General features: G+C 58.7%; 21 protein-coding genes and 1 pseudogene. 10 read left to right on the top strand and 12 right to left on the bottom strand.

The window, feature by feature from the left end:
• Nucleotides 1-32 precede the first annotated feature (32 nt).
• Nucleotides 33-2,717, bottom strand: coding sequence for a helicase-related protein (locus AC0V6W_RS08205; protein WP_486151512.1), 2,685 nt, complete (start codon nt 2,715-2,717; stop codon nt 33-35).
• Between the two features lie 209 nt (nt 2,718-2,926).
• Between AC0V6W_RS08205 and AC0V6W_RS08200 the strand changes: the two genes are divergently transcribed.
• Genes AC0V6W_RS08200 through AC0V6W_RS08185 form a run of 4 tightly spaced genes read left to right on the top strand, consistent with a single transcriptional unit; the run spans nt 2,927 to nt 6,691 of the window.
• A complete protein-coding gene (locus AC0V6W_RS08200; protein WP_486148939.1) occupies nt 2,927-4,546 on the top strand; it encodes a peptidoglycan DD-metalloendopeptidase family protein in 1,620 nt (539 codons plus the stop codon).
• Between the two features lie 45 nt (nt 4,547-4,591).
• Nucleotides 4,592-5,587 carry a porphobilinogen synthase gene (hemB, locus tag AC0V6W_RS08195; RefSeq protein ID WP_486148937.1) on the top strand — a complete coding sequence of 332 codons (996 nt, stop codon included), beginning with the start codon at nt 4,592-4,594 and terminating at the stop codon, nt 5,585-5,587.
• Nucleotides 5,580-6,128, top strand: a complete 549-nt coding sequence (locus tag AC0V6W_RS08190) for a GNAT family N-acetyltransferase (RefSeq protein WP_486148935.1) — start codon at nt 5,580-5,582, stop codon at nt 6,126-6,128. The genes hemB and AC0V6W_RS08190 overlap by 8 nt, the downstream gene beginning before the upstream one ends.
• The gene (locus AC0V6W_RS08185) at nt 6,125-6,691 is read left to right on the top strand and encodes a gamma carbonic anhydrase family protein (RefSeq protein ID WP_486148933.1); all 567 of its coding nucleotides are present in this window, start codon (nt 6,125-6,127) and stop codon (nt 6,689-6,691) included. Before AC0V6W_RS08190 ends, AC0V6W_RS08185 begins: the two co-directional genes overlap by 4 nt.
• Here the strand turns inward: AC0V6W_RS08185 and AC0V6W_RS08180 are convergent.
• The 6 genes and pseudogenes from AC0V6W_RS08180 to AC0V6W_RS08155 form a co-directional block, all read right to left on the bottom strand.
• Nucleotides 6,684-7,196, bottom strand: a complete 513-nt coding sequence (locus AC0V6W_RS08180; RefSeq protein ID WP_486148931.1) for a DUF1993 domain-containing protein — start codon at nt 7,194-7,196, stop codon at nt 6,684-6,686. The genes AC0V6W_RS08185 and AC0V6W_RS08180 overlap by 8 nt on opposite strands.
• Before the next feature lie 50 nt (nt 7,197-7,246).
• Nucleotides 7,247-8,856: pseudogene (locus AC0V6W_RS08175) on the bottom strand (cisplatin damage response ATP-dependent DNA ligase).
• A gap of 54 nt (nt 8,857-8,910) precedes the next feature.
• Entirely contained in the window at nt 8,911-9,942 is a 1,032-nt protein-coding gene (locus AC0V6W_RS08170) for a ligase-associated DNA damage response exonuclease (RefSeq protein WP_486148929.1), read from the bottom strand.
• Nucleotides 9,943-9,979: 37 nt separating this feature from the next.
• Nucleotides 9,980-12,079: a prolyl oligopeptidase family serine peptidase gene (locus AC0V6W_RS08165; RefSeq protein WP_486148927.1), complete on the bottom strand. Its 2,100-nt coding sequence runs from the start codon at nt 12,077-12,079 to the stop codon at nt 9,980-9,982.
• A gap of 129 nt (nt 12,080-12,208) precedes the next feature.
• Nucleotides 12,209-14,557 carry an ATP-dependent Clp protease ATP-binding subunit ClpA gene (gene clpA, locus AC0V6W_RS08160; protein ID WP_486148925.1) on the bottom strand — a complete coding sequence of 783 codons (2,349 nt, stop codon included), beginning with the start codon at nt 14,555-14,557 and terminating at the stop codon, nt 12,209-12,211.
• 133 nt (nt 14,558-14,690) lie between these two features.
• The gene (locus AC0V6W_RS08155; protein ID WP_486148923.1) at nt 14,691-14,912 is read right to left on the bottom strand and encodes a DUF1192 domain-containing protein; all 222 of its coding nucleotides are present in this window, start codon (nt 14,910-14,912) and stop codon (nt 14,691-14,693) included.
• Nucleotides 14,913-15,059: 147 nt separating this feature from the next.
• Between AC0V6W_RS08155 and AC0V6W_RS08150 the strand changes: the two genes are divergently transcribed.
• Nucleotides 15,060-16,091: an NAD(P)H-quinone oxidoreductase gene (locus AC0V6W_RS08150; RefSeq protein WP_486148921.1), complete on the top strand. Its 1,032-nt coding sequence runs from the start codon at nt 15,060-15,062 to the stop codon at nt 16,089-16,091.
• A 28-nt stretch (nt 16,092-16,119) separates the two neighbouring features.
• On the opposite strand, the gene AC0V6W_RS08145 is transcribed toward AC0V6W_RS08150, so the two are convergent.
• Nucleotides 16,120-16,722, bottom strand: coding sequence for a hypothetical protein (locus AC0V6W_RS08145; protein WP_486148919.1), 603 nt, complete (start codon nt 16,720-16,722; stop codon nt 16,120-16,122).
• 269 nt (nt 16,723-16,991) lie between these two features.
• On the opposite strand from AC0V6W_RS08145, the gene AC0V6W_RS08140 reads away from it, so the two are divergent.
• The 4 genes from AC0V6W_RS08140 to AC0V6W_RS08125 all read left to right on the top strand — a co-directional run bounded on the left by AC0V6W_RS08140 (nt 16,992) and on the right by AC0V6W_RS08125 (nt 21,894).
• Nucleotides 16,992-17,975 carry a UDP-2,3-diacylglucosamine diphosphatase gene (locus AC0V6W_RS08140; RefSeq protein WP_486148917.1) on the top strand — a complete coding sequence of 328 codons (984 nt, stop codon included), beginning with the start codon at nt 16,992-16,994 and terminating at the stop codon, nt 17,973-17,975.
• A 14-nt stretch (nt 17,976-17,989) separates the two neighbouring features.
• Nucleotides 17,990-19,078, top strand: coding sequence for a glycosyltransferase family 4 protein (locus AC0V6W_RS08135; RefSeq protein WP_486151510.1), 1,089 nt, complete (start codon nt 17,990-17,992; stop codon nt 19,076-19,078).
• 122 nt (nt 19,079-19,200) lie between these two features.
• Nucleotides 19,201-20,055 (top strand): cell cycle transcriptional regulator TrcR, encoded by an 855-nt coding sequence (locus tag AC0V6W_RS08130; RefSeq protein WP_486148915.1) that lies wholly within the window; start codon nt 19,201-19,203, stop codon nt 20,053-20,055.
• A 132-nt stretch (nt 20,056-20,187) separates the two neighbouring features.
• Nucleotides 20,188-21,894: a long-chain-fatty-acid--CoA ligase gene (locus AC0V6W_RS08125; protein WP_486148913.1), complete on the top strand. Its 1,707-nt coding sequence runs from the start codon at nt 20,188-20,190 to the stop codon at nt 21,892-21,894.
• Between the two features lie 186 nt (nt 21,895-22,080).
• Here AC0V6W_RS08125 and AC0V6W_RS08120 read toward each other — a convergent pair whose 3' ends face one another.
• The 4 genes from AC0V6W_RS08120 to AC0V6W_RS08105 are packed head-to-tail and all read right to left on the bottom strand — an operon-like array spanning nt 22,081 to nt 23,607.
• Nucleotides 22,081-22,482, bottom strand: coding sequence for a bactofilin family protein (locus tag AC0V6W_RS08120; RefSeq protein ID WP_486148911.1), 402 nt, complete (start codon nt 22,480-22,482; stop codon nt 22,081-22,083).
• A 40-nt stretch (nt 22,483-22,522) separates the two neighbouring features.
• A complete protein-coding gene (locus tag AC0V6W_RS08115; protein WP_486148909.1) occupies nt 22,523-22,771 on the bottom strand; it encodes a M23 family metallopeptidase in 249 nt (82 codons plus the stop codon).
• A 4-nt stretch (nt 22,772-22,775) separates the two neighbouring features.
• The gene (locus tag AC0V6W_RS08110) at nt 22,776-23,273 is read right to left on the bottom strand and encodes a M23 family metallopeptidase (protein ID WP_486148907.1); all 498 of its coding nucleotides are present in this window, start codon (nt 23,271-23,273) and stop codon (nt 22,776-22,778) included.
• Between the two features lie 25 nt (nt 23,274-23,298).
• The gene (locus AC0V6W_RS08105; protein ID WP_486148905.1) at nt 23,299-23,607 is read right to left on the bottom strand and encodes a hypothetical protein; all 309 of its coding nucleotides are present in this window, start codon (nt 23,605-23,607) and stop codon (nt 23,299-23,301) included.
• Between the two features lie 343 nt (nt 23,608-23,950).
• On the opposite strand from AC0V6W_RS08105, the gene AC0V6W_RS08100 reads away from it, so the two are divergent.
• Nucleotides 23,951-25,237: a glutamate-5-semialdehyde dehydrogenase gene (locus AC0V6W_RS08100; RefSeq protein WP_486148903.1), complete on the top strand. Its 1,287-nt coding sequence runs from the start codon at nt 23,951-23,953 to the stop codon at nt 25,235-25,237.
• The last annotated feature ends 20 nt before the right edge of the window (nt 25,238-25,257 follow it).

Below are 25,257 nucleotides of genomic sequence, written 5' to 3'. Positions count from 1 at the left end.
GCTCTCATTTGGCCAGCCTCATGCAATATGGCTCATTTGCGCAGCAGGTCTGCCAGTCCATCGAACGCGCCGCTTGCTTTGGCGGGACCAGTATCGGGTTTCTTGGGACGATCCCTCCCTTTTGGCTTTTGGCGAGCCCCTGCTTTTCGCGCTGGATCGCTGCGACGGCGCTTGCCGCCTTGTGTCTGGCCGCGCCTGTTGTCAGGATCGCCAGCTCGGCGCGGACGCCACGTCCAAAAATCGGGCGCGATGGGGCCATGTGCGCCTTCTGCCAACACGCGCGCACGGTGCAAACGGAAACCCGCACTGCCCAGCAATCGCTGCGCATTTTCTTGCTCGAGCCCAATCGAGACCGCCAGCGCCAGATCAAGCCGGAACCGGGGCGCGCGTTCCTTTGCCGCCGCTTTTTTGGCGTCCATCGCTTTGCCGCGCGCATCAAAGGCGGCGCGCAAAATCTTCTCGGCCAAATCGACGCGGATGGCTTGTCCGCCTGCGGCCCGATAACCAGCGGGCATGGCTTTGGTTTCTGCCAGAACCGGCAACATCGCTTCCTGCAGGGGCCTTTTGTCGAGGGCAAGCGCGTGCAACAAACCGCGCGGCGCTGGTTTGAGCAGCGGCCCTGCAAAAATATCGAGCGCGCCGAAGGTTACGCCGAGCTTGCGCAGAAAGGGGCGCATTTCCTTGGGCAAATGTTGTAGACCCGCTTGTTCGCGGCTCACCACACCGCGTGCATCGATCAACGTGATAAGCAGCGCGCGCGCTTCGCTTCCGGCATTGGGGTCGCGGGCCGCTTCGGCGAGTTTTTGCAAGGGCGCGAGCGGTTCAAGGCGCGCTTTCAGCCAATCTGCCAACCCCTGTTCAAGCGCCGCGCGCGGACCATCTTGCAGCAAAGATATCTCCCTCGAAAGCGCGAGGCGCGGCGCGGCAAAATCATCCCCAAAACTGATATCGGCAAGGATGCGATCCTGCCATTGAACCGCGCCATCCTCAATCGAAAGCTCTGCAATCCCGTCACCCATGAGCCATTCGGCGCGCTTTGCCAAAATGCCGGGCAGTGCCTTTTCCCCCGCAGCGAGCAACATCTTGCGATCCGCGACTGTCGCATCTGGATCGACGACAAACCGAAAACCATCGAGCCGCCCGATATTCTCATCCTCGACTGTCAAACGGCCATCAGGCTCCAAAGTCACTGGCAAGGCGGAGGCATCCTGCCCCAGAGATTTCATCAAAATGGTCGTCCTTCGGTTTACAAATCTTTCGGTCAAACGCGCATGGAGCGCATCGGACAATTTCGCCTCAACACCGCGCGCACGCGCTGCCATTTCGTCACGGGCCAGCACCCAATCGGGCCGCTGACAGATATAGGCCCAGGACCGGATGGCGGCTATCCGTCCTTGCAGCGTATCGATGTCGCCCGAAGTCCGGTCAAGTTCCGCAATCCTCGCAGCGACAAAATCCGCACCCAAATACCCGGCTGATAGATCCTGCCACAGCCGCGCGACAAAGCGTGAATGCGGCTCAACCCCGAGGCCGCGGAAATCGGGTAGCGAACATGCTTCCCAAAACCGCCGCACCAGCCCGGAACCCTTGATCGATTTGGCAAAGGGTTCTGCGGCCAAACGTTTCAGCACCGCCAGATCAATCGACTCGGGCGCGGCGCGCAAAGCCTCTTCGCCCGGGCGATGCTCCAGATCGCCGATCAAAACGGCCAGAGTGTCAAATCGGGGTTCAGCCTCGCGCCAGAACAGCTTGGTGATGGGCTGGAATTTGTGCTCTTCAATGGCGAAGACTTCTTCATCGGTGAATTCAATCGGAGCGCCGGATCGGTCGCCGCCGCCTGTCAGCACGCCAAAACTGCCATCGCGCTGATGCCGCCCGGCGCGGCCCGCGATCTGCGCCATTTCTGCCGGCATCAAGCGGCGTTTGCGTTTCCCATCAAATTTCGAAAGCGCAGCGAATGCGACGTGATGCAGATCAAGGTTGAGCCCCATACCAATCGCGTCGGTCGCAACGATATAGTCTACCTCACCATTTTGGAACAATTCAACCTGCTTGTTGCGCGTTTCTGGTGAAAGCGCCCCCATCACCACCGCCGCCCCGCCGCGAAACCGCCTAAGCGCCTCTGCCATGGCGTAAACCTGCTCAACCGAAAATGCGACCACTGCGCTGCGCGGGGCAAGGCGTGACAGTTTTGCTGGCCCGACATGGCTAAGCGTGGAAAATCGCGGGCGTTCCTCGCACTCAGCCTCGGGGATCAAGGATTTGACCATAGGCTCCAAGGTCGCCGAACCCAGGATCATCGTTTCTTCGCGGCCGCGCGCATGCAGCAATCGGTCTGTAAAGATATGCCCCCGCTCTGGGTCAGCGCCGATTTGCGCTTCGTCTATGCCGACAAAGGCATGCCCGCCGCCGGTGCGCTCCATCGCTTCCATTGTGCAACAGAAATAGCGCGCATCGGGCGGCTCAATCCGCTGCTCTCCGGTGATGAGAGCGACGGCCTTGTCCCCTTTGATCGCGCGCACCCGGTCATAAACCTCGCGCGCCAACAGCCGCAAAGGAAAGCCCATCATCCCGCTGGAATGGGCGCACATGCGTTCAATCGCGAGATGCGTCTTACCCGTATTGGTGGGGCCAAGCACTGCGCGAATATTGCCGTTTGTAGAACGTGTCGGGGGCAATTGGGTCACGCTTACAATCCTGTCAGGCCTTGCCCGCATCGGCAATGGGGTGGGCGAGGCTCTTCACCAAGAAGATGGGCAAATCAGGTGAGACACAATCCGCCTGCATTGCGCCTTACAGGTATAACGCCCTATCGCGCTTCGCGGTCCAAAACCAAAAAATTAAGCTCCAGTTTACCTTGTTCGGGCAGGAAAACCGCCAATATCCCGGCTTTGAACCCAAACCAAACGCTTGTTGAAAGTTCGCATTGAATCAGGCCCGCCCCATCCCAGACGTCAATCAGCGCACCAATCGCGCTGCGAGCGATGCTGCCGGTGCGCGCAGTTACCGCGTAATGCGCCATCCCCCGGCCAAGGGATTTGCCGCGCGCTATGACCGGGTGCGCGATTGGCTAAGCCGCCGCCTCGCCGCAATCGACCTTGCGCCTGACCTTGCGCACAATGTTGGGTCGCTGCGCTGGGTTCGCGGAGTTGCTACCTTGGTGGCCCTTTGCATTCTTGCACTGGTTCTGTGGCCCGGAATGGCCGCATTCGAAGCGCGCGCAGCGATGCCCACCAGCCAAGACGTCAGCGATGAACGCCGGGCCCAAATGATCATGCCGCTGGCTCTGGGCGCGGATAGCGGACGGCGCATGGGTCCAACCGCGCTTGTCAAACCGCTGAAGAGCGCGCCGGAGCGCCCGCAAATTGAACTCATCACGACCTTGACTAAGGGGGATAGCTTTGCTCGCATGCTGCGGCGCGCGGGTCTTTCATCTGGCGATATCGGATCGGTCAGCGCGCTCATCGGCGGTGCCATGCCAATTTCTGCGATCACACCCGGCACGCAGATGAACATTGTTCTGGGCCGCCGCGCGAGGCCGGGCGCGCCGCGTCCGCTCGATGCGCTCAGCTTTCGGGCCAAGTTTGACCTTGAGCTAGCTGTTGAACGCAGCGGCGCGGATCCGGAAACCGGCCAGGGCGGCGCGCTGTCCTTGGTGCGCAATGTGATCCGAGTTGATGACACGCCTCTGCGCGTGCGCGGCGAGATTGGCTCCAGCCTTTATCGTTCCATGCGCGCAGCCGGTGTTCCCGCCAGCGCGGTGCAGGAATATCTGCGCACGCTCGATAACCAGATCGACCTCGACCGTGAAACCCGCTCCACCGATACGTTCGACATCATTGTGTCCTATCGCCGCGCTGCGACAGGCGAACGCCAGGCTGGAAAGCTCCTTTATGCAGGCGTTGATCGCGATGGAAAACCGCGCACGCAATTGATGCGCTGGGGCGATAAGGATCAGTTTTTCGAAGCCTCCGGCGTTGGCGAACAGCGGCGCGGATTGCTTCAACCGGTCAACGGCCCTGTTTCATCGCGCTTCGGGATGCGCCGCCACCCTATTCTCGGTTATCGCCGGATGCATTCCGGGCAGGATTACCGCGCACGCACAGGCACACCGATTGTTGCCGTCACCGATGGCCGCGTAACAGGCGCAGGCCGGATGGGCGGATGCGGCATCGCTGTGCGGCTGAACCATGGCGGCGGGTTGGAGACACGGTATTGCCATATGAGCCGCATGTCTGTCTCGCGCGGGCAGCAGGTGCGGCGGGGTCAGGTCATCGGATATGTCGGTTCAACCGGCCTTTCCACTGGCCCTCACCTTCACTATGAAATGTACCGCAATGGCCGCGCGGTGAACCCCGCCAGCGTCCGCTATGTCACGCGGGCCGCGCTTTCCGGGGCAGAGCTGATCAAATTCAAAGAGCAATTGATGGCGCTGAAACAGGTGGTGCCGGGCGCGGCTTTGGAAGATCTGGTGCCCGACACGCCGGAAAGCGAAGAGCCAGAGCGCGAGATCGAAAAGATCGAGAGCACGCAAAGCCTCGATTGATCCAATTGCGCTTGATGGCCCAATCCGGCTAGGGCATGGCGCGATATGACCGGACATTACCCCAACACTCGCCTGCGCCGCACCCGCGCAACCGGCTGGAGCCGTTCGCTCTACCGCGAAAATCTGCTAACACCTGCGGATCTCATTTGGCCGCTATTTGTGACCGAGGGCGAAGGCGTGGAAGAACCCATCGCCTCGCTCCCCGGCGTATCGCGCTGGTCGGTCGATGGGATAGTCACGCGGGCAAAAGAGGCAATAGCGCTGGGCATTCCGGTGATCGCCTTGTTCCCCAACACGCAAGCGGACAGACGGTCAGATGACGGCGCCGAAGCGCTCAATCCCGACAATTTGATGTGCCGCGCCATCCGCGCGATCAAGGATGCGTGCGGGGACGATATCGGCGTGCTCACCGATGTCGCGCTTGATCCATATACCGCGCACGGACAGGACGGTTTGCTGGATGAGACCGGCTATGTCCTCAACGATGAAACCGTCGCAGTGCTCGTCGATCAGGCGGTCAATCAGGCAGAGGCAGGTGCGGACATTATCGCCCCATCAGACATGATGGACGGGCGCATACACGCGATCCGCCGCGGGCTTGAAATGGGCGGGCACACCAATGTGCAGATCATGAGCTATGCCGCCAAATATGCGAGCGCATTTTACGGCCCGTTTCGCGATGCGGTGGGATCTGGCGGACTGCTAAAGGGTGACAAGAAAAGCTACCAAATGGACCCGGCCAATGGTGATGAGGCTTTGCGCGAAGTTGCTCTCGATATCGCCGAGGGAGCCGATAGCATCATGGTGAAACCGGGCCTTGCCTATCTCGATATCATCTACCGCGTGCGGCAGGAATTTGGCGTGCCAACTTTCGCGTATCAGGTGAGCGGCGAATACGCGATGATCGAAGCGGCGCAATCGGTTGGCGCTGGGGACCGTGACGCATTGCTGATGGAAAAACTGCTCGCTTTCAAACGCGCCGGGTGCAGCGGTATCCTGACCTATCATGCGCCTATTGCCGCGCGGCTTTTGAATGGCTGATTTTCGCCACGAGACAGATCGCCTGATCCTGCGCGATTGGCGCGAAGAGGATTGGGCGCCGTTCTGGCAGGCGACCAACACGCCCGCCGTCATGCAATGGCTCGGCGGGATAGCGGGCGAAGCCGTGATGGCCGCCGCGCGCGAGCGGGTTGAGCGGTACAGACGCGACTTTGGCCACACCTTTTGGGTGGTGGAGCGCAGGGATGACGGCGAAATCCTCGGCTTTTGCGGGCTCAAACGCTGCACCGACAAAGACGGTCCCTTCGGCGATTTCGAAGCTGGCTGGCGGCTGCGCGAGGATGCCTGGGGCAAAGGATACGCCAAAGAAGCCGCGATGGCCTCGCTAGCAATAGGGTTTGAACGGTTTGGCGCGCCGCATATTATCGCGCTAACCGTTCAGGAGAACACGCCAAGCTGGGGCCTGATGAAGCGCCTTGGCATGCAGCGGCGCGCTGATCTTGATTTTGAAAGCACCGCTTTTGGCACCGAAAGCGTGATCGTCTATTCCATCACCCGCGAACAATGGGAACAAACTCAATGACCGCTCACCCCGGCGTACACATCATCCCGATCCACGGCAAAACGCCCAAAATCCACGAAAGCGCTTTTGTCGCGCCCGGCTCTACGATCATTGGCGATGTTGAGATCGGGGCGGGTTCGTCGATCTGGTACAATTGCGTGCTTCGCGCCGATGTCTCGCACATCCGTATTGGAGAGCGGACCAATGTGCAGGATGGCTCGGTTCTGCATTGCGATGGGCCAAAACCTGGCGACGAAGATGGGTGCCCGCTGATTATCGGCGATGACGTGCTGATCGGCCATATGGCGATGGTCCACGGCTGCACGATTGAGAACCGCGGTTTTGTGGGGCTTGGCGCTATTGCGATGAACAAATCGGTGATCGGGTCCGATGCCATGCTGGCCGCAGGCGCTATGCTGACCGAACGCAAGGTTATGGGGACGCGCGAATTGTGGGCCGGACGGCCCGCCAAAATGCTCAAAACCTTAAATGATGCGGCGATTGCAGGCATGAAAATGGGCACCGCACATTATGCGGAAAACGCCAAACATCACGCAGAGGCGATCGCCCGGTCCGTCAGCTAGGCCCTTTGGTCATGTAACGCATCATGTGCGGCATGAAATCGATCTTCCCGATATCCAGCCTTTGCATTCGAAGGATCGCATAGGCGGTCGTCAGGTGGAAATAGAAATTGGGCAATGACCAATCGCGGACATATTCCGCGCTGGTCATCGTAAATTCCATCCCATTGGGCAGATTTAGCACCAGTTTCTCGTCTGCGGCGGCCATCTCATCGGCTGTCACCGTATCGAGCAGCGCTGCCGTTTCAGCCAGCGCGGCTTTCGCGCCCTCGATCGTGGTTTCATCGTCGTCGCGCGAGGTAAATGTACGGCCTGTCAAACGAGGCAGTGCTTCACCAGGCAGATTGGTAACAAACCGAACCTGTGTCGCAAGCGGGTGCATATCGTCTGCAAGGCGGGCTTCGAGCAAGGCATCACCTTCAGGGTGCACCGCCGCTTTCGTTAATAGGCCGCTTAGTGTGTCGATGCGCGAACGATAGACGCCGATGGATTGGTCATACAGATTCATTTTGGTATCTCCTCAAAGAGCGATCTACCATATGCGTTGCACTTTGCAACCTAATCTCTGATTAGACCTCGCAACGTCTCAATCCGGTCGGCCTCATGCACTGGCTTGTCCCAGCGGATGCGGTGGATGCGCGGAAACCGCATGGCCAGGCCCGATTTGTGCCGTTTTGAGGTGTGAACGCTGTCAAAGGCAACTTCGAAAACCAGCGTTCGCTCGACCTCACGCACCGGACCAAACCGGTTCAGCGTTGTCTTTCTGACCAATCGGTCCAGCTTCTTAAGCTCGGCATCGGTAAAGCCTGAATAGGCCTTTCCCACTGGCAGCAATTCGGCCCCCGCATCGGGATCGCCGTCCCAGCAGCCAAAGGTGTAGTCAGAATAAAAGCTCGACCGCTTCCCGCTGCCGCGCTGTGCGTACATAAGCACGCAGTCGATCAGCAGCGGATCGCGCTTCCATTTGTACCACAGACCCACTTTGCGCCCTGCAAGATAGGGCGCATCGCGCCGTTTGAGCATCAGGCCTTCGATGGCTTCGTCGCGGGCGCTCTCGCGAATCTCGGCGAGATGCTCGAAATCGCGCGCCTCAACCAGTGACGACAGATCGAAATGGCTGGCGGGCAGCTGCGGCATCAAAGCTTCGAGTGCAGCGCGCCTTTCAGCCCAGCCTTGCTCGCGCAAATCGTCCGCCCCGATCAGCAGCGCATCATAAAGCCGCACAAAGGCAGGAGCCTCAGCCAGCATTTTCTTTGAAACGGTTTTGCGCCCCAGCCTTTGCTGCAAGGCATTAAAGCTCGCCGCGCCGCCGCTTGCCCCCCTTGCGTATTCCCGCGGACCAGCAATTCACCATCCAGCACGCAATCCAGTGGGAGAGCATCAATCAATTCGGGGAACGTGGCCGAGATATCGTCGCCAGAGCGCGAATACAGCCGCGTTTGAGCGGTGCCTTCGCTGCCAGTCACTCGGCACAATTGCACGCGAATGCCGTCCCATTTCCATTCTGCTGCATAGTCCGCGAGATCGACTGTGCCATCTTCCAATGGGTGCGCGAGCATGAAAGGGCGAAACCTTGGGCGCCCCGCAATGTCGGGCGGCGGACCCCCATCGCCTGCCCATCGAAACAGCTCTGGATAGGGAGCTTCCAAAGCGTGCCAATATTCCTCGACATCATCGAGCGACACGTCAAATGCCTGCGCAAATGCCGTTTTTGCCAGCCGCGCGGAAACGCCGATCCGCATCCCGCCGGTGGCCAGTTTTATCAGTGCAAAACGCCGATTGGCATCAAGCTGATCGAGCATTTTCGCCAGCTTATTGGGAGCGCTCCCACGGGTGAGCGCTGAAAGGGTATCAACGGCATCCGTCACCGACACCGTATCACTACGTAGCTTATTGTTATCCGGCCATAAAAGGCTCGCCGTTTCGGCAGTGTCACCAACGAAATCGCGGCTGAGGGTCCACAAAACAGGGTCCACGCGCTCCTTCATCAAAGCGCGAATGGTGGACGATTTGACCGCGGGGAAATCCAGCTCCCCTGTGAGCGCTCCCAATGCCCAACCGCGATCAGGATCGGGCGTGTTTCGCAGATAGTCAGCGATCAATGCAAGCTTGCGATTGCGGCTGGTCGTATAGACCAATGTATCGAGCAATTGGGCAAAGGCTTTCATCCCCGCCGCCCCATTCCTACCGAGCAGATGATGCCCATTCGAAGCGCGGGCGTGTTACTCATCCTCGTCCTCGCGCCCCACAAGAGCCAAGGCTCGCGCTTTGCGTTGACCCAGCTCGCACCAGCGCAGCAACGCCTCCTCGCGGCCATGGGTGATCCATGTCTCCGCCGGGTTCACCTCCGCGATGGTTTGGGTCAATTCGCGCCAGTCGGCATGGTCCGAGATTACCAAGGGAAGCTCCACTCCCCTTTGCCGTGCCCGCCCCCGCACTCTCATCCAGCCACTCGCCATGGCCGTAACCGGATCAGGTAAGCGGCGCGCCCATGTGGTGTTTAGCGCCGAAGGCGGCGCGATAACGATGGAGCCGCGTAGATCCTCTTTGGTATGATCGCTCACCAAAAGCAGCGACCCAAGGTCCACGCCATGTTCCTCATACAGGCGGCACATATTCACCATCGCGCCATGAAGATAAATCGGATCGTGATGCCCGGCGGCGCGCAGTTCCGCGATCACGCGCTGCGCTTTGCCCAGCGCATAGGCACCCACCAGGATGCAAGCATCGCGGTTGGCCTCCAGCGCGCCCAGCAATTTCGCCATTTCCTCAGCAATGGGAGGGTGCTCAAACACGGGCAAGCCAAAGGTCGCCTCCGTGATAAAGACATCGCACGGCGTCACTTCGAACGGCGCACAGGTCGGATCATGACGGCGCTTATAGTCGCCGGTGATGACCACTCGCTCTCCGGCATGTTCAAGCAGGATTTGCGCAGAGCCCAGCACATGCCCCGCAGGGATAAACGTCGCATCAACCCCGCCCGCCAGCCGGACTGTTTCCCCATATTGCGCAGGCACCGCTTTATGCGGGACCGCGCCCGCATCGTCGGCCGCTCCGGTGCGGTAACGCAGCTCCATAATCGCCAGCGTTTCGGGCGTCGCGGTGGTTTGCCCGTGCCCGCCGCGCGCATGATCGGCATGACCATGAGTGACTAGCGCATGATCAACCGCGCGGCCCGGATCAATCCACACATCCGCAGGGGCGATATGCACGCCCCATGGCTCGGGCTGTATCCAGGAAAAGGGCGCGCTCATACCAGGTCAAACCCCAATGCCCGCGCGCCCGTTCCCATTATTCTTGCGCTTTGCCCGCCCCATCTGCGCCGCGATACTTGTTGAACCACGCTATGACGCTGGCCGTGCGGGCGGCCTGCTGGCTGGGTGTTTGGCTGAGATTGTTGTGGCTGGAATCGGGCGTCACCACCAAAGCGGTATCCACGCCCACCAATTTAAGCGCACCGTAGAACTGCTCCGCCTCGCTGCGCGGCGTTCGGTAATCATCCGCGCCCACCAATACGAGCGTTGGGGTGGTGACGTTGTTGACGATGGAAAGCGGACCGCGTTCCCAGTAATGATCGGGCCGCTCCCATGGCTGTCCGCCCATCCAGTACCGACCGAAATAGGGAACCGCATCCGCCATCAAGGCTTGGCTGACCCAGTTGATGACGGGTTTATGCGCTGCTGCCGCTTTGAACCGATTTGTCTTGCCGACCACCCAGGCTGTAAGGATGCCGCCGCCTGAACCGCCCGTGACATAAAGGTTGTCAGGGTCAGCATATCCCGCTGCCACTGCCGCATCGACAACCGCCATGAGCTCATCATGGTTGCTAATCGGATAATTGTCCTCAATCCGGTCTGCAAAGGCTTCCCCATAACCGGTTGAGCCGCCGGGATTGGAGAACACAACACCGTAGCCCGCTGCATTGTAAAGGTGATAATCCGCCGAAAATTCAGGGCCATAGGCGGCATAAGGCCCGCCATGCATTTCAAGGATCATCGGGATCCTGTCGCCTTGTTTGTATCCGGCTGGCAATTGGATCCAGGCCGGGATTGTTGTCCCATCAGCAGCCGTCACCGCCAATTCGCGAATTTCGCCCAAGCTTTTCGCGCCCAGGCTAACTTCGTTCAAAGCTGTCAAAGTGCGAATGCGCCCGCGCGATGCGACGCCGATGTCTGGCGGGCGCGTGCTGCTGGCCGTGGTGAAGGCAATCGCGCCGCCTTGGCTGACGGACCATTGCCCGCCCGTATAAGGGAGCGCGTAATAGGTGCTGCCGATCCGGGGGCTGAGCGCGGATACGCTGCCGCTCAGGCTCACTTTGGCAACGCGGTGCTCGCCATCGCTCTCATAGCTCGCGTAAAGGCCGCTTTTGGTCCATTCGATCCCGTCAATCCCGCGATCCAGCGCCGTTGCCAATTGGCGCGATCCGCTGCCATCAGCATTCATCACATACAGATTGGTCTGATCAAAAGCATTGCCGACATCGTCCATGCCAAGATACGCGATTTGCTTGCCATCCGGCGACACTTGCGGCCCGTAATCCGCACCCACGCGGTCCGTCAAAGCCGTGATGGACCCGCTTGCGATATCAAGCGCGTAAATGTCATCGCGCAGCGGCTCTAGCTCCCAATCTTCCCGGCGATTGGCGCTGTAATACAGCTTTGATCCATCGGGCGACCATTCCACCGCGCCGCCATTGTCATAATCGCCAAAGGTCAATTGCCGCGGCGCGCCGCCTTTTGCGCCCACGATGAACAATTGCACTGTGCCCGGCTTTACATAGGTGCCGCCATCGCGCCTGTACGTCACCTTATCTATGACTTGCAGCGGCTTACCCCACTCTGCTCCTTCGGGCTTCGCAGGGGCTGCGCCCAAGGTGAGGCCTTCACCCGGTACGCGCGCTGTAAAGGCGATCTGCGTCCCATCGGGTGACCAGGCAATGCCGCTTGGTCCTTCGGGAAGCGCGGTGATCCTCGCGCTCGCGCCGCTTTTCATCCAGCGAACATGCAATTCCGGCCCGCCCCCGCTGGCGGTTGAGATATAGGCGAGTTTCGATCCATCCGCTGACCAACGCGGGCTGAAATGTGCACCGCCCTCTGCAATGAGCGGGGTTTCAGTTCCGCTTGAAACATCAATCAGCCAGATTGAGCTGTTCACCCCATCGGTCATAATGTCGTTGGCGCGCCGGACATAGGCTATTTGGGAGCCATCCGGGCTGATTTGCGGATCGCTGCCCACGGTGAGATTGAAGATATCCGCGCCTGTAAAAACGCGCGCTTGCTCTGCTGGATCAACGGCGGTTTCAGTATCGGTGTGATCGTCAGCCAAAAGCGGCTGGGTGCAGGCCGCCAGCGAAAGCGCGGCGGCGGCGGATGCCAGAAAAAGATGCTTCATGAAAAATCGGGCCCCTGTTGGAATGACAGGAGCCCGATCAATCATATTGGTGAGCCAAAGGCCAGTTTTATCTAGGCCTAGCCTTCTGCTGCGCTGCCCGATGCTTCGGGTTTGCTGCCTGAGCCTCCCTTAGGCTCCGGTTTTTGGCCGCAGGCTTTTTCTTGGCTGGCGATTTGCGTTTGGCCGAAGATTTCGGGGGGCAGGCGACAGCTCAAAACTGGGCTTGCCATCCTTGACGCTCACATGAACCTCGCCGCCATCGGCAAGCTTGCCGAACAGCAATTCTTCGGCGAGCGGCTGCTTGATCTTGTCTTGCAGCAATCGGCCCATTGGGCGCGCACCATACAGTTTATCATAGCCTTTATCGGCCAGCCAATCGCGGGCATCGCTGTCGAACTGAATATGGACGTTTTGCTCGGCCAGCTGCAGCTCAAGCTCAAGGATGAACTTGTCAACGACGCGCGCCACAGTGCTTTTGCCGAGATAGGCAAATGGCACGATGGCATCCAAACGGTTGCGAAATTCCGGCGTGAACATCTTCTTCACCGCTTCGGAGCCTGCATCCTCTTTCGACACATCGCCAAAGCCGATGCCCTGACGCGCCATGTCTGATGCACCCGCATTGGTTGTCATGATGAGCACGACATTGCGGAAATCGACCGTCTTGCCGTGATGATCGGTCAGGCGGCCATTATCCATGACTTGCAGCAGGATGTTGAACAGGTCCGGATGGGCCTTCTCGATCTCGTCGAGCAGCAACACGCAATGCGGGTTCTGATCAATCGCATCGGTGAGCAATCCGCCCTGATCGTATCCGACATATCCGGGAGGCGCACCGATCAGACGCGAAACGCTGTGTCGCTCCATATATTCGGACATATCGAACCGCTTAAGCTCAATCCCCATGATCGAGGCAAGCTGGCGCGCGACCTCGGTTTTACCGACACCGGTGGGGCCGGAGAACAGGAACGAGCCGATCGGCTTGTCCGGATCACGCAGGCCCGCGCGCGACAGCTTCATCGCAGTGGAAAGACGCGTAATCGCCTCGTCCTGACCGAACACCACGTGTTTCAGATCGCGGTCGAGGTTTTGCAGCGCTTTCTTGTCGTCTTTGCTGACAGATTTGGGCGGGATGCGCGCCATGGTCGCGATGACCTGCTCAATCTCGCGCGCGGTGATTTTCTTCTTGCGGCGGCTAGGCGGCACAAGCATCTGCATCGCGCCAACCTCATCGATCACGTCAATCGCTTTGTCGGGCAATTTGCGATCATTGATATAGCGCGAGGACAACTCCACCGCCGTTTTCAGGGCATCGGGCGTGTATTTCACGCCGTGATGCTCCTCAAACGCTGTGCGGAGACCTTTTAGGATTTTGATCGTGTCCTCAATCGTCGGCTCATTCACATCGATTTTCTGGAACCGGCGCAGCAGGGCGCGATCCTTTTCGAAGTGATTGCGGAATTCTTTGTACGTGGTCGAACCGATGCAGCGGATCGTACCGCCGGAAAGCGCCGGTTTCAGCAGGTTCGAGGCATCCATCGCCCCGCCGCTGGTTGCGCCTGCACCGATTACCGTGTGAATCTCATCAATGAACAGGATCGCATCGGGCATCGCTTCCAATTCGGTGACGACCTGTTTCAAGCGCTCCTCAAAATCGCCGCGATAGCGCGTGCCGGCCAGCAGCGCGCCCATATCGAGCGAATAGATGACCGCAGGACTGAGAACTTCTGGCACATCGCCCTCGATGATCTTGCGCGCCAGACCTTCGGCAATCGCGGTTTTGCCAACGCCGGGATCGCCAACATAAAGCGGGTTGTTCTTTGACCGGCGGCACAGGATCTGGACCGTGCGATCCACTTCGGGGCCGCGGCCAATCAGCGGATCGACTTTGCCTGCTTCGGCTTTCGCATTCAGATTGACCGTAAACTGATCGAGTGCGGTCTCTTTCTTGTTGCCGCCATCCTTGCTCGCTTCCGCGTCACCTTCGGGCGAACCCTCCTCGCCGCTTTCGGGGGCTTTGTTGCCTTCGATCTGGCGTCCGCCTTTGCCAATGCCGTGGCTGATATAGCTTACCGCATCGAGCCGGCTCATATCCTGTTGCTGAAGGAAATAGACCGCATAGCTGTCACGCTCAGAAAACAGCGCAACCAGCACATTGGCCCCTGTGACCGTATCTTTGCCCGATGATTGCACATGCAGGATCGCGCGCTGGATCACGCGCTGAAAGCCCGCGGTGGGCTGAGGGTCGGCGTTTTCTTCGGTTTTGAGCGATTGATATTCTGAATCGAGATATTGCTTCACCACCTCGCTCAGCTCCGCCAGATCCACTCCGCATGCGGCCATGACCTGCGCGCCATCCTCATCATCAATCAGCGCAAGCAGCAAATGCTCCAATGTTGCATATTCGTGCCGCCGCTCTGACGCATGGCCAAGCGCGTTGTGAAGAGTGCGTTCAAGATTTTGGGCAAAACTGGGCATGAAAGGGGTCTCTGTCAGCGGTCTAGTGGGGCTCCGGGAGAAGGAGCATGGGGGCAAGCTGTTAAAGCGTCGTGAATTCTATATGGGCCTGCTGCGCACAATTGCGAGAGGGATTTGGGGCAAACCGGATCAATCACGATTTGCCATCTTTACCGCTCTTGGCCCCGAAAAGAGCATCCGCCGCGCTACGATGCGCCTGCGCTTTGTCGCGGTGCGCTTTTACGCGGATGATTTCGGTTTCCAGCAGCGCGATCCGCACGGCCAGCTCATCTTGCGAATAGGGGCCAAGATCTTCTGCGGCCAAATTGCTGGCCGCATCGCCCCGTGGGCGTGGCAGATCATCGTTATCCATCATTTACAGCATCGCAAGCACGCGCGCTTGCTGTCAATCGGCTAGAGCGGTATTCGCCCAGAACAATGTGAACTGCATACAAAAAGCCACATTGAAAATGAGATTGAGATTTAGATTTTCAGGGGCAGCGCCGAACCGCAGGGGGTAAAAATGGTCGCGACGCACGTTACGAGCACGCAGGAAGCTTTACCAAAAATCATGCGAGCCATCGAATTTGATGCGCCCGGGGGTCCGGAAGTGCTAGCGATAGGCGAAATTGCGCTGCCTGATATCGGCCCGCATGATGTGCTTATCAAAACCGCGTTTGCAGGAGTGAACCGGCCCGATTGCATTCAGCGCGCTGGCCATTATCCCGCGCCTCCGGGGGCATCGCCTGTGCTTGGCCTTGAGGTTTCGGGACAGATTGTGGCGATTGGCGCGAATGTCCCTCAAGAAATGCTCGGCAGCCGGGTCGCGGCATTAACGCCGGGCGGCGGATATGCCGAATATTGCGCCGCGCCGTGGCAACATTGTCTGCCAATCTCCGATGCAATGGATTTGGCTAAGGCGGCGGCTCTGCCTGAAACCCTGTTCACCGTGTGGCACAATGTGTTCGAGCGCGGCATGGCCCGCGACGGCGAAAGATTGCTGGTGCATGGCGGCACGTCGGGCATTGGGACAATGGCGATCATGCTGGCCAAGGCATTCGGGCTGGAGGCGATTGTTACATGCGGCGATGAAACCAAATGCGAAGCGGCTCGCCAAGTGGGCGCGGATCTTGCGATCAATTACCGCGAAGCTGATTTCGTCGAGGCGATTAAAGCGCATACGGGCGGTAAAGGCGTCGATATCGTGCTTGATATGGTGTCGGGTGATTATGTCGCGCGCAATCTCAAATGCCTTGCCGAAGATGGGCGGCATGTGACGATCGCAGTGCTGGGCGGGGTGAAAGCGGAACTGTTCATGCCCATGGTAATGATGCGGCGTTTGACGCTGACGGGGTCAACCCTGCGGCCCCGGTCCGATGCGTTCAAGGCAGCTTTGGCCGATGAGATCGCGCATACGGCCTGGCCGCTGTTCACAAATGGTGAACTGGCGCCCATCATGGATCAGACCTTTGATCTGGCGGATGCGGCGAAAGCGCATGCCCGTATGGAAGCGGGCGAGCATATCGGAAAGATTGTGCTCAAGATCGAGGAATAGTACCGCGCCCTTGGGCTGGCGTAAGCCTTTACCAGCCCTGATCTTGTTCCCAGTCTGACTGCGGCTCCCAGCTCTGGCCTGAAGGCTGCTGTGATGTGCGCTGGTTCTCAAACCGCTCGACCGCGTCGGAATCTGTGGCCAGCGCAACCATATCGAGGGTGTTGCGAAATTCGCCAAATTCGCTTTGCGCATCGCGGCCCATCGACAGTTTTTGCGCAATCGCCGCGATATTTTCCTCCAGCACGTTTTCGACCTTGGTTTCGGAAAGAACCAAATCCTCGCCATCGATCTCATAACGCACAGGCGGCACATCAATGGCGGCGGTCACGATGGTTTGCTTGGGCGTATCGCCGGGAGTGACTGTCAAAGCGATCCGCATGGATTTTTCATCGCCCGGCTCGCCCGACAGATAAATGATCTCATTGTCTGCGGGCCGCTCGGTGCGCACGCGCACTTCGGCATAGCCTGCATTGCGAAACCCGCCATTGAAATTGCGCGCTGACGAAAAGGCGGAATAAACCTGATCTGCAGGCCGGTGGACGACAACTTCAAAGTCCCGCTCACCCGAAATCGCATACCCGCCGCCGAACAATGCCGCGCCGATGATACCCAGTTTACCCCAGTTTTCCATGCTGCCCCCTGTGTTCTGAAGATGGCAAATATCGGGCAATCCTTGATAAATTCGAAACCGCGCACTGTGCCAGCCCGCGCGAGGCAAACTTGCAACTGGTCTTAAATCTGTTGTATTCCGCCGCTAGATAAGTCGCACGCGCCTGTTGCAAGGCAACATTTGTGTTTAAGTTTTGGGTTTTCGCAAAAGCGTCACGCAGTTGTGAATCCCCTGTAACAATCGGCATCTATGGCTTGTGCTCAGACAGCCACAGGGTCGAGGGACTTTTGATGACCGATCTGAAAACATCTGCCGTTTTGCCGAACACTGTTCGCAGCGCCGAATTGTCCGATGCCGCCGGATTCGAGGCAGAATTCGGAAATGTCGCCAATATCCGCTTGAACAAGCCAAGCATTCGCGAGCCAGACACGCCCGAAGCGGGCGGCCCGGAACGTCGCAAATTCCGCACAATCTGGATCAGCGATGTCCATCTGGGCACCAAGGGCTGCAATGCCGAAATGCTGATCGATTTCCTCGATACGACCGATTCTGAAACCATGTATCTGGTCGGTGATATTCTGGATGGCTGGCGGCTGAAGAAAAAGTTTTATTGGCCTGCAGCGCATAACGACATCGTTTGGCGGATCTTGAAACGCGCAAAGCGCGGCACGCGCATCATCTTCATACCTGGCAATCATGATGAGATGTTCCGCCAGTTTTCCGGCCTCAATTTTGGCGGCATCGAAATCAAGCGCGCCGCTTTTCATGACACCGCCGATGGCCGCCGCCTGATGATTGTGCATGGCGACGAATTTGACGCGGTCATGCAATCGCATCGCTGGCTCGCTTTTGTCGGAGACTGGACCTATCGCGCCGCTATGCAATTGAATGTGCTGGTGAATGCGGTGCGCGAAATGCTTGGCAAACCGTATTGGTCACTCGCAAAGGCTGCCAAGCACAAGGTCAAGAAATCGGTCGAATTTATTGGCAAATATGAAAAGGTCGTCGCCAAGGCAGCGGGCGAACGCGGCGTTGACGGGGTGGTGTGCGGCCACATTCACAACGCCGAATTTCGCGAGTTCAACTTTGCTGGCAAATCGGTTGAATACTGGAATGATGGCGACTGGGTCGAGGGGTGCAACGCGCTGGTCGAACATCAAGATGGCCGGATGGAAATCCTCAATTGGGCTGACGAAATTCGTGCGCGCCATGCGCAAGGCGCGCTGCAGGCCGGTCATCGGGCCGCATCACGGTCAAACAAAGAGGCCGCGTGACGTCAGTTCAGTCAATCGGTTCGCCATCAACCACCACCGTGCCGCCATTCCCGCGCGCCATCGCTATTGTCACCGATGCATGGCACCCGCAAACCAATGGGGTCGTGCGAACACTGTCGACAACATGCGAAGTGCTGCGCCAATGGGGCTGCGACGTCACTGTCATATCGCCGCAGGACTATCACTCCTTCCCGGCTCCGACCTATCCTGAAATCCGGCTCGCCATGACCTGGCCCGGCGAAGTGGGACGCCAGCTTGCCAAGGCGCAGCCAGACGCAATCCATATCGCAACCGAAGGCCCGCTAGGATTTGCCGCGCGGCGCTATTGTCTCCAGCGCGAAGTGCCCTTCACCACCGCCTATCACACGCAATTTCCAGACTATTTCGCGCGCCGCACCCGGCTTTCTGCGGACCTGTTCTGGCCGTACATCCGGTGGTTCCACCGCCCATCTCAAAGCATTTTTGTTGCGACCGAGACGATCCGCACGCAATTGCGCGAGAAAGGCCTCTCTCACCTTTCCCATTGGAGCCGCGGCGTTGATCTTGCCTGTTTTTCGCCCGGCGCGCCTTTGCCAGCCGAATATAGCGATCTTGCAGGGCCAATCCTGCTTTATGTTGGGCGGGTCGCGGTTGAAAAGAACATCGAGGCGTTTCTCGAATGCGATCATCCCGGCACAAAGGTTGTGGTCGGTGATGGCCCGGCGCGCGCGGCGCTTGAGGCGAAATATCCCGGTGCGCTGTTCCTTGGCAAACGCACAGGGCGCGAACTGGCGGGATGTTACGCCGGTGCGGATGTGTTTGTCTTTCCCAGCAAAACGGACACGTTCGGCCTCGTCATGATCGAAGCGCTTGCTTGCGGAACGCCTGTGGCGGCTTTCCCCGTTGCAGGGCCAGTTGATATCGTGACGCCTGACGTTGGCGCAATGCACGATGATTTGGCGAGCGCGATCCGGCAGGCGTCACAATGCGATCCGGAAACCTGTGCGCGATATGGCGCGCAATTCAGCTGGGAGGCAGCAACCGGGCAGTTCGTAAATGCCCTCGCAACTCTGAGCGAGGCGGATTGCGAAGCGCTTCAAACCACCACTTTGCTGGAATTTTGAGCGGCTCTTTCTGATCAAAGCGCAGATTGCCTTGCTGTTTGCAGACACTTGCCCTATCTGCTGACGCGCAATGGCCGCTCCGATAAGGGGCGGCCCTTCTTATTTTTGACGGAGATTTCCTCATGGCTGCCAAAGACCAGCCCAAACCGCTCATGCCGCATGCGACCGCCACCTGGTTGGTCGATCACACAGGCCTGTCATTCGAACAAATTTCCGAGTTTTGCGGTCTGCATATCCTCGAAGTTCAGGCAATGGCCGATGATCTGGCGGGCAGCAAATACACCGGGCGCGATCCGGTTCACGCGGGCGAATTGACGCTGGAAGAGATCAAGCTGGGCGAAGAGGACGCGGAATACGCGCTCAAAATGCACAAAGCCCCGGTTGAGGTTACCCGCACCAAGGGGCCGCGTTACACGCCTGTGTCCAAACGCCAGGATAAACCTGACGGCATTGCGTGGGTACTGCGCAATCATCCAGAGGTTTCCGACGCGCAAATCTCCAAGCTGATTGGGACTACGCGCAACACAATCGGCGCGATCAAAGAACGCACGCATTGGAATATTCAAAACATTCAGCCCAAAGATCCTGTAACCTTGGGATTGTGTTCGCAGCGCGAGCTTGATGCGGTTGTGGCGAAAGCCGCCAAACGGGCAGGGATTGAGCCTGAGGCTGTCCCCGTTGAAGAGGGCGACAATCGCTCTGATAAAGACAAGCTGATCGAGGAATTGCGCGCCGAACGCGCCGCCAACGAAAAAGCTGCTGCTGCCGCCGCGCAAGAAGCCGAAGCCGAAGCATGGCTCGCCGCGCGGCGCGAGGCTGAAGACGTAGAGGAAGCTGCTGCTGCCGCAATAGATCCCGAAGCGGCCTTTACCGCTCCGGCTGAAGCCGCAGAGCCCGAAGTAGCGCCCGCGCCCGAGCCAGCACCCGACAATGCAGCCGGCGACGATGCCGATGAGGCAAAGCCGAACGCTGAATAGTCGGAGCTATTAAGGCGCGAAAACACCTGCGCCTGTTTGCATTGGCAAGATTCTGTAAAATCAAAGACCTGTGCTTGGCGCGCGGCATGGTTTTACTTGTGCGTTATGGCTTAAGGCGGCAAAGCCATTGACATGAGTGTCAACAAGGCCAGCAGCTATCATCATCCCACCCCATGGGATACGGCGTTTGCTCCTATGACAGTGCCGGAGATGTTCGGCACTACCGTTCGTGCGGCACCGCAGGCGCCTTTTCTGCATTTTCTGGGACGCACTTACAGCTATCGCGATATCTTCGAAGAAGCGAACCGGTTTGCTGCGGGCCTCATCGCGATGGGCATCCAAAAAGGCGACCGCGTGGGCTTGTTCCTGCCCAATGTGCCGATTTATGCCACTGCCTATTACGGCGCGATGATCGCTGGCGCAGTGGCTGTCAATTTCTCACCGCTTTATTCGGTTGAGGAGCTGGCCTGGCAGGTTGAGGACAGCGGCACCCGGCTGCTGGTGACGGTCGATGTGCCCGAATTGTACGGCACCGCTGATAAAGTGCTCAAAGCCTCGAAACTGGAAACGCTGGTGGTGGGCTCGCTCGCCAATATGCTGCCTTTTGCCAAGAGTTTGGGTTTGAGATTGTTCAAACGCAGCCAGATTGCAAAGGTTCGGTATGGCTCGCAAACGCACAAATGGGATGAGGTTCTGGCCGGATGGGACTGGGATGGTTGGCTGAGCGGTGCTGCCGGTGATTTCCCGCAGCTCAGCCCCGAACGCGATCTGGCGCTGCTGCAATATACCGGCGGGACGACCGGGCGGCCCAAAGGCGCGATGATTGGCCACGACCAACTAACCGCAAACGCAAGGCAGGTCGCAGCGATTAACCCCTTTGGCAATCCTCGCGAAGAGGTGTTCATGGGCGCGCTGCCCTTTTTCCATGTCTTCGCCAATACCAGCTTGCTCAACCACGCGGTGGCCAGCGGCGCTTCGATTGCGATGGTACCCCGCTTTGATGCGGGGCAGGTGCTTGAGACGATTGAGAAATACGCAGCCACCGGCTTTCCGGGCGTGCCGACGATGTTTCAGGCGCTGCTCGATCATCCGCAGCTGAAATCCACCGACCTTTCCTCCTTGCGCGTCTGTATATCCGGCGGCGCGCCGATGCCCGCGCCGGTTCATGCCAGGTTTGAGGAAGAAACGGGCGTGCGGCTGGTCGAAGGCTATGGGCTAACCGAAAGTTCAGGCGTGGTCTCAGTCAATCCCTATGCGGGTACGCGCAAGCGAGGCACTATCGGTCAATTGGTGGCTGGCACCGAGATTGTGCTGCTGGACAAGGAAGACCCGGCAAAACTTGCACCCGCAGGAGAGCCGGGAGAGCTCGCCATCCATGGGCCGCAAATGATGCGCGGATATTGGAACCGTCCCGAAACCGCAGCCGATGTCTTTGTGGTGCGCGAGGGCAAGCGGTATTTGCGCACCGGCGATGTTGCGACGATGGACGAGGATGGATTTCTCTCCATCGTGGACCGGATCAAGGACATGATCGCGGTCGCCGGGTTCAAGGTCTTTCCCAGCGTGGTGGAGGATGTGATCCTTGAGCATGATGCAGTCAAAGAGGCGCTCGTAATCGGAGTGCCTGATGATTATCGCGGTGAAGTGCCGCGTGCATATGTGACGTTGGAAGATGGCGGTGCGGATGCAAAACCGCCGAGCGCTGAGGCATTGTGTGACTGGCTCAATGCCAAGATTGGCAAGCATGAACGCGTGGATGAGGTCGTTATCCGGGAGACTTTGCCCAAAACAATCATCGGAAAACTGGATCGCAAAGCTTTGCGCGCCGAGGTTTTATGACGCGCCTAACACTTGGACGCCAATCGCCAATGTGAGCGATCACACAAATACGCAAAACCCCGTAAGAGCCCAAAACTGTGAGCGCTCCCAGAAGCACTTTCAAGCGATAGTCATGACGACTAACACACTATAATTTCGGTTAATCCTGATCCCACCTGCTGCGCGTGCGCTGCAATCGAATTCTGCTTAGCTGGCGATTTGCAGGGCCTCTTCACCAGGCTTCGCTTTTTTGGCGACCGCTGGTGTTTCGTTCTTGGCCTGACGCTGCGAATTGGGGGCAAACCGGCCATCCACCTGCGCGCCTTGCTCGATCGTCAGCGCATCATAATGCACGTCGCCTTCGATCAACGCTGTTTTCAAAATGACGAGATCGCGCGCCGTGATTGAACCTGTAACGCGCCCCGAAAGGCGCGCGGTTTCCGCGATCACGCCGCCGCTCACATGGCTGCCCTCACCCTGAACAAGCGAGGCGCATTTGATGTCCCCTTCGACCGTACCGTCAATGTGCAGATCAGCAGAAGCGCTGATATTGCCTTTGATAACAACATCGGAACCCAGCACTGAAAATGTCGAATTTGAAGAGGGCATAGCTTTTCCTTGGGCTCTTCCGTGAGATCTACCTTGCGAGCTATCGCTTGGATTGGGCGGTGCGGGGCGATGATGCTCCGCTTGTTTCTCTGACTTCCTTGAGAACATCGGGGGCACTCTCCAAAAATGGGCGCGGATTAACCGCTTCGCCGTTTATGCGGACTTCAAAATGAAGATGGGGACCGGTTGAGCGTCCTGAACTCCCAAGCCCGCCAATCGTATCGCCAGCGGCCACCTCATCGCCGACTGCAACACCAATACGGTACAAATGCGCGTAGCGGGTAACCATGCCGTTATCGTGGCGAGATCTCTATGGTGCGGCCATATCCGCCTTTCCACCCGGCAAAAACCACCTCGCCTTGCGCCGCGGCGTAGATCGGTGAATTGACCGGCCCGCGAAAATCAATGCCCTTATGCATCGCGCCGCCCCCATTGAAGGGATCGCGGCGATAGCCAAAGCCTGAGGTGATATTGTCCTGTGCGGCGGGGACAACATGCGGAATGCCCTGCAGCGCCCGTTCCAGAGTGTTCATCCGCGACAAACTTAACCCCAAGCGTTCGAAACGCGGATCAATCGACCCGTCAGCCGCCGTTGCCAGCATTTCAAACGGACCACCTGTCGCCGCATTTGCGCTGCTCTTGGCATTGCGCGCCATCAGGCCGGGATCAAGGTTGAGCTTGCGCATCGCGGCTTCGGCCTTTTGGGCCCGTGCATCGGCAAATCGGGTTAGCCGCTCAACAAATGCAATCTGGCGTGCCTCGATCTCCGCAAGCCCGCGTGCCTGAGGCAAAAGCGCACCAATCTTTTCAACCGTCTCAGCTGTCTCCGAACTCAGAATCGGTTACATTGGTACCGGGATCAACGATATCTTCGGGCAGCATTTGCAGGGTCTCATCCAGAAACTCCTGCTTGGCTTGCAATTCTGCGACCACATTCTCCAGATCATTGCCATAGGCATCAATCCGTTCCTCGGTTGAGGCGATATGGGCTGACTTTTCCTGAAATGACGCCAGATTGGCTTCAGCACGATATTGGCCAAACGCCATCGCGCCCATGGCTGCCGTACAAACCAGCGCCGCACCCGCAGCCACCGCGACAACCGAAACCTGAAGCTTCGTCGACACCTTCAAGAACCGCATATTCCCCTGCGAGCGCATGAAAAACTCACGCTCAGGAAAGCGATCCTGCAGCCGTTCTAAAAACGGCTTCTTGGAAGGAGATTGCGACAAAAGAGCCCCGGACACTGTTCTAGCTTTGTTGCGCGTCTAGCTAGCGAGCTGCATAGGCGCGGTCGAATCCAAGCCAGAGCGGAACAGTCGAACTGATTTAGAATCGCGATGAAACGTTCATTTTGGCGTCATAATGTCGATAACCTAAGGCGGCGCGAATCGGTCCCTCATTGAAAATACCCACCACCCCGCAAGGATGGCCTGACATGCGCATTTGATCCTGCTATTCTCCTGAGCAATGGCTTTATCTACCCTGCAAACCAACCAAAACGCCGACAATCCAAGCGCCTTGATTGCATCGCTTGGCCAAAAAGGCCGCGCCGCGCAAAAGCAATTGGCGGGTCTACCCTCGGCTGACCGGGCGCAGGCCCTGACCCTTGCCGCCGCCGCCCTGCGCGAGGATTGTGCTGCGATCTTGGCAGCCAACCGGGAGGATTTGGACGCAGGCTCGGCTCGCGGCCTCTCGCCCGCAATGCTCGACCGGCTGAAGCTTGATGAGGAACGGGTGTCGGCAATTGCCGCAGGCCTTGATGCGATTGCCGCGCTGCCAGATCCTGTCGGCCAGATTATTGACGAGACCCGGCCGCCCAATGGTTTGAAGTTAAGCCGGGTGCGCGTGCCTATTGGGCTGATCGGGATCATCTATGAAAGCCGCCCTAATGTTACCGCCGACACCGCCGCTTTGTGTGTGCGCAGCGGCAATGCGGTTCTGCTGCGCGGGGGAAGCGAGGCGGTGCATTCCAACCACGCCATCCATGCGGCCTTAATGCGCGGCATGACGCAAGCCGGTGTGCCCGCCGATGCGGTGCAATTGATGCCAACACAGGACCGCGCCGCCGTAGGGGCGATGCTGGCTGCGCACGGGGCGATTGATATGATTATCCCGCGCGGGGGACGCAGTCTGGTGGAGCGGGTGCAAAACGATGCGCGCGTCCCCGTCCTCGCGCATTTGGACGGCATCTGTCATACCTATATCCACGCTCGTGCGGACCCGAGTATGGCGCGCGCCATCGCGGTCAATGCCAAAATGCGCCGCACCGGGATTTGCGGCGCGATGGAGACATTGCTGATTGATGCAGCTTACCCAGAGCCTGCCGCGCTGCTCAAGGCCTTGGTTGAAGCGGGCTGCGAAGTGCGCGGCGATGCGCGCATTGCCGAACTTGATCCCACGATCATTCCTGCCAGCGCGAATGATTGGGACACCGAGTATCTCGCCCCTATAGTCTCCGCTGCAATGGTTGACGGTCTGGAAGCGGCGATCGCTCATATTGATCGCCATTCTTCCAACCACACCGAAGCGATCATCACCGCAGATGAGAATGCGGCGGCTGAGTTTCTAAACCGAGTCGATAGCGCAATCGTCATGCATAACGCATCCACCCAATTCGCGGATGGAGGCGAATTTGGCCTCGGCGCTGAAATCGGCATCGCAACCGGGCGGTTGCACGCACGCGGGCCTGTCGCCTTGGAGGGGCTGACCACATACAAATGGATCGCGCGCGGATCGGGTCAGGTTCGGCCCTGATTTTGCGCGCCCGCCAATCG

The organism is Erythrobacter sp. JB1-7 (assembly GCF_057365015.1).
Note: the sequence above shows the minus strand (reverse complement) of the source record. Positions and strands in the feature narration are given on the sequence as shown.